Source organism: Kineococcus sp. TRM81007, assembly GCF_022669155.1.
GTDB lineage: Bacteria > Actinomycetota > Actinomycetes > Actinomycetales > Kineococcaceae > Kineococcus.
Window position 1 is genome coordinate 1 of sequence record NZ_JALBVB010000046.1, and the last position, 13,556, is coordinate 13,556.

Genomic DNA, 13,556 nt, shown 5'->3' on the forward strand with positions numbered 1-13,556 from the left:
GCGGGTGCCGGGCCCCTCGGGACCACCTGCGGTGAGTCGGCTCAGATGTCGAAGTACATCTCGAACTCGTGCGGGTGCGGGCGCAGCCGGATCGGGTCGACCTCGTTGGTGCGCTTGTAGTCGATCCACGTCTCGACGAGGTCGGACGTGAACACGCCGCCGTCGAGCAGGTACTCGTGGTCCTTCTCCAGCTCGTCCAGGACCGCGGGCAGCGAGTACGGGACCGTCTTGATGTTCGCGTGCTCCTCCGGCGGGAGCTCGTAGAGGTCCTTGTCGATCGGGTCAGCCGGCTCGATGCGGTTCTTGATGCCGTCCAGACCGGCCATCAGCTGCGCGGAGAACGCCAGGTACGGGTTCGCCGACGGGTCCGGCACGCGGAACTCCAGGCGCTTGGCCTTGGGGGAGTTGCCGGTGATCGGGATGCGGATGCACGCGGAGCGGTTGCGCGCCGAGTACACCAGGTTCACCGGCGCCTCGAAGCCCGGCACCAGGCGGTGGTAGGAGTTCATCGTGGGGTTGGTGAACGCCAGCAGGGACGGGGCGTGGTGCAGCAGGCCGCCGATGTACCAGCGCGCCAGGTCCGACAGCCCGCCGTAGCCCTTCTCGTCGTAGAAGAGCGGCTCGCCCTCCTTCCAGAGCGACTGGTGGCAGTGCATGCCGGAGCCGTTGTCGCCGAAGAGGGGCTTGGGCATGAAGGTGACCGTGCGGCCGTTGCGCCACGCGACGTTCTTCACGATGTACTTGAAGAGCAGCACCTGGTCGGCCGCGTTCTTCAGCGTGTCGAACTTGTAGTTGATCTCGGCCTGGCCGGCGGTGCCCACCTCGTGGTGCGAGCGCTCCACGGTCAGGCCGGCCTTCTCCAGCTCCACGCACATCTCGTCACGCAGGTCGGCGAAGTGGTCGACCGGCGGGACGGGGAAGTAGCCGCCCTTGTAGCGGGTCTTGTACCCGCGGTTGCCGCCCTCCTCGGAGCGGCCGGTGTTCCACGCCGCCTCGACGGAGTCGATGTGGTAGTACGACTCGCGCTGGTTCGTCTCGAACCGCACGTCGTCGAAGATGTAGAACTCCGCCTCGGCGCCGAAGAAGACGGTGTCGGCGATGCCGGTCGACTTCAGGTGCGCCTCGGCCTTGGCCGCGATGTTGCGCGGGTCGCGGCTGTAGGGCTCGTCGGTGAACGGGTCGACGATCGAGTGGTTGATCACCAAGGTCTTCTCGGCCCGGAACGGGTCGACGAAGGCGGAGGTCGGGTCCGCGATCAGCTTCATGTCCGACTCGTGGATCGCCTGGAAGCCGCGGATCGAGGAGCCGTCGAACATCTGGCCCTCGGTCAGGGCGTCCGCGTCCACCGATGCGGCCGGCACGTTGAAGTGCTGCATGACACCCGGCAGGTCGCAGAAGCGGATGTCGACGAACTTGACGTCCTCATCCTTGATGTACTTCAGGACCTCTTCGGAGTTGCTGAACATCCAACCTCCAGGAACGGAACCGGCCCGGCCTTCGAGCCGCCGTGGACGCGCCGACGGTAGGCGGGCGCCGTTTCGCCCCCGTGTCGCCGACGTTTCGGCCACGTTACGCGAGTCGTGCCGGGCGGGGACAGGGCGGTGTACGCAGGGCGCGGGCGGGCCCGCGGGGGCGCCTAGGCTGGCGTCGTGACGAGCCGCCCGGCCCCCAGCGCAGTCCCCGGCCCGCGACCGGACGGCGAGCAGTCGGTGCCCGGGGTGCGCCTCGGCCTGCCGGCCACCGGCAGCGGATCGGTGCCCGGGTGGGGCCGGCGCGTGCTCGGCCTGGTCGTGGACTGGGCGCTGGCCACCCTCATCGGCCGTGCGTTCCTGCAGGACGCGCTGGGCCCGCAGTTCGCCCCGCTGCTGGTGTTCCTCCTCATGCACGTGCTGCTGGTGTCCACGATCGGCATGACCATCGGTCACGCCGTGGCGGGCACCGCGGTGCGCCGCCTGGACCGCCCGGCACCCGTCGGCGCGGCCCGGGGCCTGCTGCGGGGCGTGCTCGTCGTCCTCGTCGTCCCCGCGGTGGTGTGGGACGTGGACCGGCGCGGACTGCACGACAAGGCCGCCGGCACCGTCGTCGTGCGACGGTGACCGGCGGCCGTGTCCTGCGGCGGTCTCCTCGTGCGGCGGCTCAGCGCCCGCGCATGGCCCGGCGGTCCGGGCGGGCGCGCAGCGGGTCCACGCCCTGCGGCACCGGCGGGCGCACCCCGCCCAGCGCGCGCAGCCGCTTGGTGACCGCGGCCACCTCCTGCTTGGTCAGCGAGGGCTTCAGGCGCTGCACGCGGGAGGCCAGCTTGCGCAGCGGCACCTCGCCCTCGGCGCCGCCGTCGCCCACGGTGAACACGTGCACCGGCACGTTCGGCACGACGCGGGCGACCTTGCGCCGCTCGGCCTCCAGCAGCTTGCGCACGCGGGTGGGCGGGCCGTCGCCGACCAGGACGACACCGGCGCGGCCGAGGGCGCGGAAGACCATGTCCTGGTTGCGCGCGTCCACGGCCACGGGCTCCTGCTCCACGGTCCACCCGCGGCGGATCGAGCTCAGCGCCGCACCGGCCGCGCCCTTCTGGCCCTCCAGGCTGACGTAGGCGGCGCGCTCGGCGCGCCGGCCCAGCAGGAACATGCCGGCCAGGACGCCGACCATGATCCCCAGCAGCGGGAAGTAGATCCAGTGGTCGGTGATCAGCCCGACGACGACGCCGACGAGGACGGGGCCGCCGACGGCCAGCAGCATCCACCACTTGGTCGCGGGGTCGGCCCGCACCGTCATGTCGTAGACCTGCTTGAGCTGACGGAGCCGCTTCCACCGCTGCTTCTTCGGCTTCGGTGCGGGGGTCGCGCCCGCGGGCGCCTCTCGTCGTGCCATGCGCGCAAGGATACGGCTCGCGGGCACGGCACCGGGCCGCCCGGCGCTCACCGGGCGGCGGGGTGGGACGGCCTCAGCGCGCCAGCAGGCTCGCAGCCTCCTGCGCCGCCGGCACGTCGCGGTCCAGGTGCGCCAGCTGCTGCGGGATCGGCACGCCGCGCCGGCGCATCGCCTGCGCCCACAGCCGCCCGGCCCGGTACGAGGAGCGCACCAGCGGGCCGGCCATCACCCCGGCGAACCCCAGCCGCTCGGCCTCCGCGGAGAACTCCACGAACCGCTCCGGCTTCACCCAGCGCTCCACCGGGTGGTGGCGCGGGCTGGGACGCAGGTACTGCGTGATCGTGATGATGTCGCAGCCCGCACCGCGCAGGTCGGCCAGGGCCTCCACGACCTCCTCGTCCGTCTCGCCCATGCCGAGGATGAGGTTGGACTTCGTCACCAGGCCCGCGTCGCGCCCCTGCGTGATGACGTCCAGGGAACGCTCGTAGCGGAACGCCGGGCGGATGCTCTTGAAGATGCGCGGCACCGTCTCGACGTTGTGCGCGAAGACCTCGGGCGCCGCGTCGAAGACCTGCTGCAGCAGTTCGGGCTTGCCGTTGAAGTCCGGCACGAGGATCTCCACGCCTGTGCCCTCGTTGAGCGCGTGGGTCTGGCGGATCGTCTCCGCGTACAGCCACGCCCCCCCGTCGTCGAGGTCGTCGCGGGCGACACCCGTGATCGTGGCGTAGCGCAGGCCCATCGTGCGGATGCTCTCGGCGACCCGGCGCGGCTCGTCGCGGTCCAGCGGCGACGGCTTGCCGGTGTCGATCTGGCAGAAGTCGCAGCGCCGCGTGCACTCCGAGCCGCCGATGAGGAAGGTCGCCTCCCGGTCCTCCCAGCACTCGTAGATGTTGGGGCAGCCCGCCTCCTCGCAGACCGTGTGCAGGCCGCCGGACTTCACCAGGCCCTTCAGCTCCGTGTACTCGGGGCCGGTGCGCGCCTTCGTGCGGATCCACGACGGCTTGCGCTCGATCGGGGTCTCGGCGTTGCGCGCCTCGATGCGGAGCATCCGCCGTCCCTCGGGTGCGATCGTCACCCGCCCAGCGTACGTCCGGCCCGCGCCCGCTCCCGCCCGGCCGTGCGGCAGGTCACGGCGGGTGCGGGCCGCCAGTGCGTGTTCAGGGCCGCCAGCCGGCCGGGTCCACGCCGCCGGGCACGTCCCCCTCCGGGTCGTAGGGGGTGCGGGTGAGGCGGAAGCTCGCCAGGTCCAGGTGGCTCACGGACCCGTCGGCGCCGCGCACCGGCCGCAGCACCTCCCCGGCGTAGTACTCGTCCAGGCCGCGCCAGGCGCCGGTGGCGGCGTCGCGCCCGAAGCGGGACGCGCGGGCCCGGCCCGTCAGGCCGCTCAGCTCCAGCGAGCCGTCCCGGCCGGCGCGCAGCACCAGCGGCGCCGGCCCCCAGTACCAGGGGCCCAGCAGCTCCAGCACGTCGGCGTCCACCGGCCGCGGCCGCCACGGTCGCGGCGCCGCCGGCTCCGCGTCCGTGAACGCCGTCAGCAGGCGCACCGGCAGGTCGCCGAATCCCGTCGTGGAGTTGGTCAGCGCCAGCACCGCGTCGGAGGTCTCCACGTCCACCCGCAGCATCGCCACGAACCCCGGCATGGACCCGGAGTGCCCCGCGAACCGCCGGCCGTCGGCGTTCCACAGCTGCAGGCCCAGGCCGTAGCCGGCGCCCCACGCCGCCCCGCGCGCGTCGTCCACGACCTGCGGCTGCCGCATCGCCTCGGCCGTCTCGCGGCGCAGGACCCCCGAGCCGTCCGCCACCACACCCGCCCAGCGGGCCAGGTCCGGCACCGTGGACCACAGCTGGCCGGCCGGGGCCATCGCCCCGGCGTCGTGCTCCGGCTCGGGCAGCACCGTGTCCGCCCACGGGTGCACCGCGAACCCCTGCGCGGCCGGCGCCTGCGGGCGGGTGCTGGTGCGGTCCATGCCCAGCGGCCCCAGGAACTGCTGCGCCACGACCTCGTCCCACGCCGCGCCCCGCAGCCGCCCCAGGAGCTCGCCCAGCACGCCGTAGCCGACGTTGGAGTAGTGGAAGCGGACCCCGGCGCGGTGCCGCAGCGCCCCCGGCCCCAGCAGCGGCAGCAGCTCGCGCCAGTCCCCGCCCGGGGTGCGCTCCCACCAGGGCCCGTCCGTCTCCGCCTGCAGGCCCGAGGCCTGCCCCAGCAGCTGACCCACCGTCAGCGCCCCGACCCCGCCGGTGCCCAGCTCCGTCAGGTGGGCGCTCAGCGGGTCGTCCAGCCCCGCCAGGCCGTCCTCCACGCAGCGCAGGACCCCGGCGGCCACGAACGTCTTGGTGATCGAGCCGATGCGGTACTGCGTGTCCACCGTCGGCGGCCGCGTGCCCGCCGGGTCCGCCACGGCGGTGCCGGCCGCGCCCGTCCACACCAGCTCCCCGCCGCGCACGACCCCCACCACCACCGAGGGCAGCCGGTGCTCGGCCTGCGCCGCGGCGAGCACGTGCTCCAGCGAGCGGGCGGTGGTGGGGAGCACGGAGGGCGGGGAGGCCGGCGCGGTCGTCACGGGACGACCCTGCCAGAGCGCACCGGCACCGCGCCGGGCAGGATCGTCGGCGTGGACCTGCGCATCTTCACCGAACCCCAGCAAGGCGCCAGCTACGAGACGCTGCGGCGCGTCGCCGTCGCCTCCGAGGAAGCCGGCTACGACGCCTTCTTCCGCTCCGACCACTACCTCACGATGGGCGGCGACGGCCTGCCCGGCCCCACCGACGCCTGGACCACCCTGGCCGCGCTCGCCCGCGACACCTCCCGCGTGCGCCTGGGCACCCTCGTCACCTCCGCGACCTTCCGGCACCCCGGCGTGCTGGCGATCCAGGTGGCGCAGGTCGACGAGATGTCCGGCGGGCGGGTGGAGTTCGGCCTCGGCACCGGCTGGTACGAGCAGGAGCACGCCGCCTACGGCATCCCGTTCCCGCCGCTGAAGGAGCGCTTCGACCGCTTCGCCGAGCAGCTGGAGATCATCACCGGCCTGTGGAGCACCCCGGTGGGGGAGACGTACGACTTCACCGGCGAGCACTACCGCATCGAGGGCTCCCCGGCGCTGCCCAAGCCCGCCCAGGCGAAGATCCCCCTCATCGTCGGCGGCGGCGGCAAGCGGCGCACCCCGGCCCTCGCCGCCCAGCACGCCGACGAGTTCAACCTGCCCTTCGCCGAGCTGGACGACACCCGTGCCGCCGTGCAGCGCGTGCGCGAGGCCTGCGAGGCGCGCGGCCGCGACGCGGGGGAGATCACCTTCTCCGCCGCGCTGGTGCTGTGCTGCGGCCGCGACGAGGCCGAGGTCGTCCGCCGGGCCGAGGCCATCGGCCGCGAGCCCGCCGAGCTGCGCGAACACGGCCTGGCAGGCACGCCCGCCGAGGTCGTCGACACCATCGGCCGCTACGCCGAGGTGGGCATCACCCGCTTCTACCTGCAGGTCATGGACCTGTCCGACCTGGAGCACCTGGACCTGGTCGCGCAGGAGGTCCGCCCGCAGCTGTGACCCGCACCCGGCGGCGGGGCGGGGCGGTTCAGCCCGCCAGCCCCGCCGCCGGCAGCAGCTCCTCCACCGCGGCCGCCGCCTCCAGCACGCCCACGCGCCGGCCCGACGCCGACGACAGGCTCGCCACCCCGGCGTCCGGCAGGCCGCACGGCACGATCGAGCCGAACCCGCGCAGGTCGGTGTCGCAGTTCAGGGCGAAGCCGTGCATCGTCACGCCCCGCGCCACCCGCACCCCGATCGCGGCGACCTTCGCCTCGCACCGTCCGCCCGGCACCGCCGGGACCTCGGTGGCCACCCACACGCCGGTCCGCTCCGGCACCCGGAACGCCTCCACCCCGAAGCGGGCGGCGACGTCGATGAGCAGCTGCTCCACGCGGCGCACGTACCCGACCACGTCCAGCGGCGAGCGCAGCCGCACGAGGGGGTACCCCACCAGCTGGCCCGGCCCGTGCCAGGTGATGCGGCCCCCGCGGTCCACGTCCACCACGGGGGTGCCGTCGACCGGACGCTCCCAGGAGTTCGTGCGCTTGCCCGCGGTGTAGACCGGCTCGTGCTCCAGCAGCAGCACCGTGCCCGGGCGCTCACCGGCGGCCACCTGCGCGTGCAGGGCGCGCTGGAGCTCCCACGCCTCGCCGTACGCCACCAGGCCCTCGCCGAGGCCGACCCGCCGCACCGCCGGGACGTCCGCCGTCCGCGTCGTCGTCACGCGGGCAGCGTACGTCCGCGCCCGGCCCCCTCAGGGCCGCAGGCGGCGCGGCTCCAGGCGCGTCTCGACGGCCTCGCCGCCCTCGCGGCGCACGACGTAGGCGCCCTTGCCGTCGACCTCGGCGACCGCCTCCACCAGCTCGGTGCCCGCGTACACCAGACCCACCCCGTCGTCGGTGCAGTGCGTCTCGCCGAGCGTGCCGTCGGCCACCAGCGCGTGCACCAGCGGCCGGCGGCGCGCCTCGGAGTCGTAGTGGACGCCGTTGCCGTACGGCAGCAGCCCCAGGCCGTTCGTCACCGCGCGCAGCTCGGGCCCGAAGGAGTCCGTCGTGCCGCCGGCGAACCAGCAGATCGAGCCGGCGCTGACGCCGCCGAGCACGACCCCGGCCTCCCACGCCGCCCGGAACGCGGTGTCCAGGCCGTGCACGCGCCACACCGCCAGCAGGTTCGCCACCGACCCGCCGCCCACCCACACCACGTCGGCGTCGAGCAGGTGCAGCGCCGGGTCCTCCACCGACGGCATCGGGAACAGGTCCAGCACCGTGGTGTCGAGCCCCGCGCGGGCGCCGGCGGCGTGCACCTCCGCCGCCCACGTGCGCTGGTCGCCGCCCGCGGTGCCCAGGTACGTCAGGCGCGGGCGGCGGGTCGCCGGCACCCGCGCCAGCCGCACCGCCTCCAGGGCGGTGCCCGCCCAGTCCAGACCGCCGCGCTCGCGCCGCCTCCAGCCGGCGGAGGTGGCGACGATCGTGGGCCGCTCAGCCGGCACGACGGCGCCCCATCCCGAGCCGGTTCAGGACGGCGTCGGCGGCGCGGCGGCCCGCCACCAGCGCCCCCTGCTGCGAGGGGTTCTCGCGGTGGTCGCCCGTGACGAAGACGCCGTCGCCCACCTCCACCGGCAGCGGTCCGTCGAAGGGCGGCTCCAGCACCGGCAGCGCGTGCGGGACGTCGTGCACGGCGATCAGCTCCCAGCCGGAGGTGTCCGCGCCGTAGACGCGGCCCAGCTGGGCGCGCACCCGGGCCTCCGTGGCCGCCGACGTGTCCCGGCCCAGCAGCAGCGCGCTGACCAGCCCGCGCCGGTCGCCCGCGGGCACGTAGCCCGGGGCCACCGCGGAGACCACCGCGGTGTTCACGACCGGGCCGCCGCGCTCGCCGTCCAGGTGCAGCAGCTTCGCGCGGGAGGCGGGTGCGGGGGAGGAGGGCGTGACGTACCAGAACGCCGACAGGGCGTGCGAGCGCGGCGCGGGCAGCTGCGGCACGAGGTGACCGGCCGCACCCGCGTCGGTGGCCACGACGATCGCCTGCGCGTTGACGCCGCCGGCGGTGGTCTCCGCGACCAGCGAGCGGGGGGCCAGGCCGAGGTGGCGCACCTCGGTGCCCAGCACGACCGAGCCGGCCGGCAGGCCCGCGGCGAGCTGCTCCGGCAGCGCCTGCACCCCGCGGGCCGGCAGGCCCGGCGTGCCGCGCAGGAAGCTGCGCACCACCAGGTCGACGAACCGGCGGGAGGTGGTGCCGTCGACCTCGCCGAGCACCCCGGCCAGGAACGGCTCGATCACCGACCGGCGCAGCTCGCCGTGCACCCCCGCCTCGTCCAGGGCCTGCCACCAGCCGGAGTCCGCGTCCTTCAGGTCGCCCGGGCCGGTGAGCTTGAGCACCCAGCGCGCCACGGCGGCCTTGTCCTTCACGCCGCCGAAGGGGAAGCGCAGCGCCTCCACGGCGCCCGCCGGGTGGCGGCGGGGGTCGCGCACCGGGGAGACCCGCCCACCGCGGTGCACCGCGACACCCGCGTCGAACTGCTGCAGGTCCAGGGCCGCGACGTCGACGACCTTGTGCAGCTCCGGGTAGGCGGGGTTGATCAGCTGGAAGCCGCGGTCGACGCGGAAGCCGTCCACGACGTCGGTGCGCACGCGCCCGCCGACCCCGTCGGAGGCCTCCACGACCGCCACCTCCAGCCCCGCGGCGCTCAGGTGCCGCGCGCACGCCAGGCCCGCCAGGCCGGCGCCCACGACGACGACGTCCGCGGTGGGCGGCAGCTGCGGGGAGGGCACGGAGGGGGCCGGCGCGGCCTTCCCCGACGGGATCGCCGGGAGCAGGGGGTCCGACCGGTCGGGGGAGGTGGCGCTGGGGATCACCCCCCGAGCGTATCGAGGCTGTGGATGACGAGCGCGGCCATCCCGCCGCGTGCGGTTCCCTGTCCCGCGTGCCCCTCGACGACACCCCGCCCGGCCTCGTGCCCGGGCCCTCGCCGGCCGACCCGTCGCCCGGTCCCGCGGCGGACCTGCCCGGCGACCCCGTGCGCACCCCGGCGGGTGATCCGGTCGCGGGCGTGCGGTCCGTGCGGGGCGGCCGGCACGCCGCGGGAGGTCCCGCGGGGACGCCGGGCGCCGGGCTCGCCGGGGCGGTCCGCGCGGCGCGGCGAGCCGCCCTCGCGCAGCTCGGGGAGGACCCCCGGCACCGGCCCCCGCACGTCGACGGCTACGAGGTGGGGGACCTGCTGGGCGCGGGCGGCTCCGCGGTCGTGTGGTCCGGCACGGGACCGGACGGGGTGCCGTGCGCGCTGAAGGTCCTGCACCCGATGCGGGGCGCCGCCGCCGATCCGCTGCACGAGCTGAGCCTGCTGCGCCGGGTGCGGCACCCCCGGGTGGTCGCGGTGCGCGACATCTCCCGCGACGGCGACGGGAACGCCGTGCTCGTGCTCGACCTCGCCCCGGGCGGCAGCCTGGCCCAGGTGGTGCAGCAGCGGCACCGCCTGGGCGCGGCGGAGGCCGTCGGGCTCCTGTCCGTGCTCGGCCCGGCGCTGGAGGAGCTGCACTCCGCCGGCGTGGTCCACGGCGACCTGGCGCCCGGCAACGTGCTGCTCGACGCCCGCGGGGAGCCGCTGCTGGCCGACCTGGGGCTGGCGCGGGCGCTGGGCCGCCCGCACGGCAGCGTGCTCGGCACGCCCGGCTTCGCCGACCCCGCCGTCGTGGCGGGCGGTGACCTCGGCGCCGCGGCGGACGTCTACGGGCTCGCGGCCGTGGCGTGGTGGGCGCTGACCGGCAGGGTCCCGCCGGCCGGTGCGGCCGGGACCGGCCGGCGGGCGGTCCGGCGCGCCGTGGCGGAGCTGCCCGCCGGCACCTCCNTGCTCGCGGTGCTGCGCGAGGGCCTGCAGCGCAAGCCCTCGCGCCGGCCCACACCGGGGGAGCTGGCGCAGGCGGCGACGGGTTGCGTCCAGCCGCGGCCCCTGCGGGCGGCGGCGCGCGGGTGGACGTCCACCGGCCCGCTGCGCCGGCCCGGACCGGTCGACGGGGCTGTCGGCGGGGCGATCGGTGAGGTCGCCGGTGGTTCGGCCGGTGCGCCGGGTGCTGCCGGGACGGTGCCCGCGGCACCCGTCGTGCCCGTGACCCGGCCGGTGGTGCACGCGGCACCCCCGCTGCCCCCGGCCGCCGGCGCCACCCGCGCGGGGGCGGACGCAGCGTCGGCCGGGGGGCGCCGTGCACCGCGGGCAGCGGGCACCCGTCCGCTGCCGCGGCGCGTCCTGGTCGGTGGGGCGGCGGCGCTCGTCGTCGCCGGTGCGCTGACGGGGGCGGTGCTCCTGCGCCCCGGTGCACCCGCGGCCGGCACCACCCGCGCGGCGGCTCCGGGGGCACCGGGGGTCCCCGAGGCCCCGGTGGTGGTCGCCGGTGCGGCTGCCGGGGTCGCCGCGACGCCGGAGGCCCCCGCCTCCCCGCAGACCCCGCAGGCGGAGGCACCAGCCCCCGTGGAGGAGGTGGGTGATCGCGTGCTGCACGGCGACGACGCCGGCGCCGTGGTGCGCGAGCTGGCCGCGCGGCGGGCGGACGCGCTGCGTGCCGTGGACGCCGCCGCGCTGCTCGGGGTGGACGCGCCGGGGTCACCGGCCCTCGCGTCGGACACCGCCCTGCTGGAGCAGGTGGCGGCCGAGGGGAGCAGGTGGTCCGGTCTCGGCTTCGACGTCACCGCCGTCGCGGTCGAGTCCGCGGGTCCGGAGCAGCTGGTGGTCGTGGCGGACGTGGTCACGCAGGCCCACGAGGTCCTCGGCCCCGGCGGGGCGGTGACGAGCGTGGCTCCCTCCGCGCCCCGCACGTCCCGGCTGACGCTCGTGCGGGTCGAGGGGCAGTGGCGGGTGCAGGCGGTCGGCTGACCCCGCGCCGTCCGCCGCGCCGCCCCCGGCGCCCGTCCCGGCTCCGGTGCCGCTCAGCCGGTGGGGTGCTCGCCGGTCAGCCAGCCGGCGATGGAGGCCGCGTCCGGGTGCCGGAAGCGGAACCCGGCGTCCAGCAGGGCGCGCGGCACCACGCGCTGGCTGGCGAGGACCTGCCCGGAGAACTCGCCCAGCGCCAGGCGGAGGGCCGGGCGGGGCACGGCCAGCAGGGTCGGCCGGTGCAGCGCGCGACCCAGCGCGCGGGTCACCTCGGCGTTGCGCGCCGGTGCCGGGCAGGCCAGGTTCACCGGCCCCGACACCGGCTGCTCCAGCAGGAAGGTCAGGGCGGCGACCTCGTCGGGGGTGGAGATCAGGCTCCACCAGTGCCGGCCGTCGCCGAGCGGGCCCCCCAGACCGAGCCGGAAGAGCGTCAGCAGGCGCCCGAAGGCGCCACCACCCGGGTCGGCCAGCAGACCGGTGCGCGCCAGCGCCACCCGCACGCCCGCCTCCGCGGCCGGTGCGGCCGCCTCCTCCCAGCGGGCGACGACCTCGGCGAGGAAGTCCGTGCCCCGCGGCGCGTCCTCGGTGAGCACGGCCTCGCCGGCGTCGCCGTAGGCGCCGATCGCCGAGGCGTTCACCAGCACGCGCGGGGCCGTGTCCAGCGCCAGCAGCGCCCGCACGAGCGTGCTCGTGGAGTCCACCCGCGAGGACAGCACGAGCCGCTTGTGGGCGTCGGTCCAGCGGTGGTCGCCGACACCGGCACCGGAGAGGTTCACGACGCCGTCCACGCTGCCCAGCGCGGCCGGGTCGAGCTCGCCCGCCGCGGGGTCCCAGCGCACCTCACCGGGCTCGCGCGGCTGCCGGCGCACCAGGGTGACGACCTCGTGCCCCTGCCCGCGCAGGTGCCGCACCAGGTGCCGGCCGATGAGGCCGCTGGCCCCGCTCACCACCACGCGCACTGCCCGTGCCCCCCTCCGTCCGCTGCTGCTCCCGCTGCGGACCCTCCCACGACGCGCGCAGCCCCGCCCCCCGGGAGGGGANCGCGCCGGGCCCTCCGGCGGCCGTGGTGGCGGCCGCCGGAGGGTCACAGACCCAGTTCGCCCTCGAAGGCGCCGCCCTCGATGCGCTTCTTGATCGTCTGCAGGAAGCGTGCGGCGTCCGCGCCGTCCACGATCTGGTGGTCGTAGGACAGGGCGAGGTACATCATCGAGCGGATCGCGATGGTCTCCTGCCCCTCGTCGTCGGTGAGGACGACGGGACGCTTGACGATCGCGCCGGTGCCGAGGATGCCGACCTGCGGGGCGTTGAGGATCGGGGTGTCGAACAGCGCCCCGATGCTGCCCGTGTTGGTGATGGTGAACGTGCCACCGGCGAGGTCGTCCGGGGTGATCTTGTTCCCGCGGGTGCGGGCGGCGAGGTCGGCGACCTTGCGGGCGATGCCGCCGATGTTCAGGTCGCCCGCGTCCTTGATGACCGGCGTGATGAGGCCCTTGGGGGTGTCCACGGCCATCGAGATGTTCTCGCTGGCGTGGTAGACGACGCTGTCGCCCTCGATGCTGGCGTTGAGGGAGGGGTGCTGCTTGAGCGCCTCCACCGTCGCCTTGACGAAGAACGGCAGGAACGTCAGCTTCGCGCCCTCGGTGGCCGCGAAGGAGTCCTTCGCGCGGGCCCGCAGCTTGGCGATGCGCGTGACGTCGACCTCGATGACCGTGGTCAGCTGCGCGGAGTTCTGCAGAGACTCCTTCATGCGCTGGGCGATGACCTTGCGCAGCCGCGACATCTTCTCGGTGGTGCCGCGCTTGGCGGACACCTCGAACGCCGGGGCCTGCTTCTGCTCCGGCGCCGCGGCGGCCGCGGGCTGCGCCGGGGCCTGCTGGGCCTTCTCGGCCGCGGCCTTCGCCTCGTCGGCGGCCTGCTGCACGTCCTGCTTGCGGATGCGCCCGCCGACCCCGGTGCCGGTGACCGTGGACAGGTCCACGCCCAGGTCCTTCGCGAGCTTACGCACCAGCGGCGTCACGTAGGTGTTGCCGCCGGTCGGCTGGGGCGCCTCCTGGCGCGGGGCCGGGGCCTGCTGCTGGGGGGCCTGCTGCTGCGGCGTGGACCGCGGCTCGGGAGCCCCCTCGCCCGTGCTCCTGGCCGGCTGGGTGGAGGCCTCGGCCTGCTGCCGGGCGGTCTCGCGCTCGGTGACCTCGTCGGCCAGCGACTCGCCCTCCGCGTCCGGCTGCGTCTGCAGGGGCTCCTTCACGGGGGCGGGCTGCTCGGCGGGGGCGTCCTGCTGCGGGGCGGAGCCCTGCTCGGAGGGGTCGCCGACT

12 protein-coding genes are annotated in these 13,556 nt (G+C 76.0%); 3 read left to right on the plus strand and 9 right to left on the minus strand.

Features of this window, described 5'->3' with window-relative positions; genetic code table 11:
• Positions 1–41: 41 nt before the first annotated feature.
• Positions 42–1,466 carry a type I glutamate--ammonia ligase gene (gene glnA / locus MN205_RS08630; RefSeq protein ID WP_242126288.1) on the minus strand — a complete coding sequence of 475 codons (1,425 nt, stop codon included), beginning with the start codon at positions 1,464–1,466 and terminating at the stop codon, positions 42–44.
• 183 nt (positions 1,467–1,649) lie between these two features.
• Here glnA and MN205_RS08635 point away from each other — a divergent pair, with 183 nt between their 5' ends.
• Complete coding sequence (locus MN205_RS08635; protein ID WP_242126290.1) at positions 1,650–2,096, plus strand: hypothetical protein; 447 nt, start codon at positions 1,650–1,652, stop codon at positions 2,094–2,096.
• A gap of 40 nt (positions 2,097–2,136) precedes the next feature.
• On the opposite strand, the gene MN205_RS08640 is transcribed toward MN205_RS08635, so the two are convergent.
• The 3 genes from MN205_RS08640 to MN205_RS08650 all read right to left on the minus strand — a co-directional run bounded on the left by MN205_RS08640 (position 2,137) and on the right by MN205_RS08650 (position 5,429).
• Positions 2,137–2,868, minus strand: coding sequence for a DUF4191 domain-containing protein (locus MN205_RS08640; RefSeq protein ID WP_242126292.1), 732 nt, complete (start codon positions 2,866–2,868; stop codon positions 2,137–2,139).
• A gap of 73 nt (positions 2,869–2,941) precedes the next feature.
• Positions 2,942–3,943, minus strand: coding sequence for a lipoyl synthase (gene lipA / locus MN205_RS08645; protein ID WP_242126294.1), 1,002 nt, complete (start codon positions 3,941–3,943; stop codon positions 2,942–2,944).
• Positions 3,944–4,025: 82 nt separating this feature from the next.
• Entirely contained in the window at positions 4,026–5,429 is a 1,404-nt protein-coding gene (locus MN205_RS08650; RefSeq protein ID WP_242126297.1) for a serine hydrolase, read from the minus strand.
• Positions 5,430–5,480: 51 nt separating this feature from the next.
• Between MN205_RS08650 and MN205_RS08655 the strand changes: the two genes are divergently transcribed.
• Positions 5,481–6,404: an LLM class F420-dependent oxidoreductase gene (locus tag MN205_RS08655; protein WP_242126299.1), complete on the plus strand. Its 924-nt coding sequence runs from the start codon at positions 5,481–5,483 to the stop codon at positions 6,402–6,404.
• Between the two features lie 28 nt (positions 6,405–6,432).
• On the opposite strand, the gene lipB is transcribed toward MN205_RS08655, so the two are convergent.
• From lipB to MN205_RS08670, 3 genes are read right to left on the minus strand one after another with little or no spacing between them, the layout of a single operon-like run.
• A complete protein-coding gene (lipB, locus tag MN205_RS08660) occupies positions 6,433–7,110 on the minus strand; it encodes a lipoyl(octanoyl) transferase LipB (protein WP_242126301.1) in 678 nt (225 codons plus the stop codon).
• Between the two features lie 30 nt (positions 7,111–7,140).
• Positions 7,141–7,875, minus strand: a complete 735-nt coding sequence (locus tag MN205_RS08665; protein ID WP_242126303.1) for a peptidase E — start codon at positions 7,873–7,875, stop codon at positions 7,141–7,143.
• Positions 7,865–9,238, minus strand: a complete 1,374-nt coding sequence (locus MN205_RS08670; RefSeq protein WP_242126305.1) for an NAD(P)/FAD-dependent oxidoreductase — start codon at positions 9,236–9,238, stop codon at positions 7,865–7,867. Before MN205_RS08670 ends, MN205_RS08665 begins: the two co-directional genes overlap by 11 nt.
• A 68-nt stretch (positions 9,239–9,306) precedes the next feature.
• Between MN205_RS08670 and MN205_RS08675 the strand changes: the two genes are divergently transcribed.
• Positions 9,307–11,247, plus strand: coding sequence for a serine/threonine protein kinase (locus MN205_RS08675; RefSeq protein ID WP_242126307.1), 1,941 nt, complete (start codon positions 9,307–9,309; stop codon positions 11,245–11,247).
• Between the two features lie 53 nt (positions 11,248–11,300).
• On the opposite strand, the gene MN205_RS08680 is transcribed toward MN205_RS08675, so the two are convergent.
• A complete protein-coding gene (locus MN205_RS08680; RefSeq protein ID WP_242126309.1) occupies positions 11,301–12,203 on the minus strand; it encodes a TIGR01777 family oxidoreductase in 903 nt (300 codons plus the stop codon).
• A gap of 125 nt (positions 12,204–12,328) precedes the next feature.
• On the minus strand, positions 12,329–13,556 hold a 1,228-nt coding region (sucB, locus tag MN205_RS08685), incomplete at its 5' end, for a 2-oxoglutarate dehydrogenase, E2 component, dihydrolipoamide succinyltransferase (RefSeq protein ID WP_242126311.1).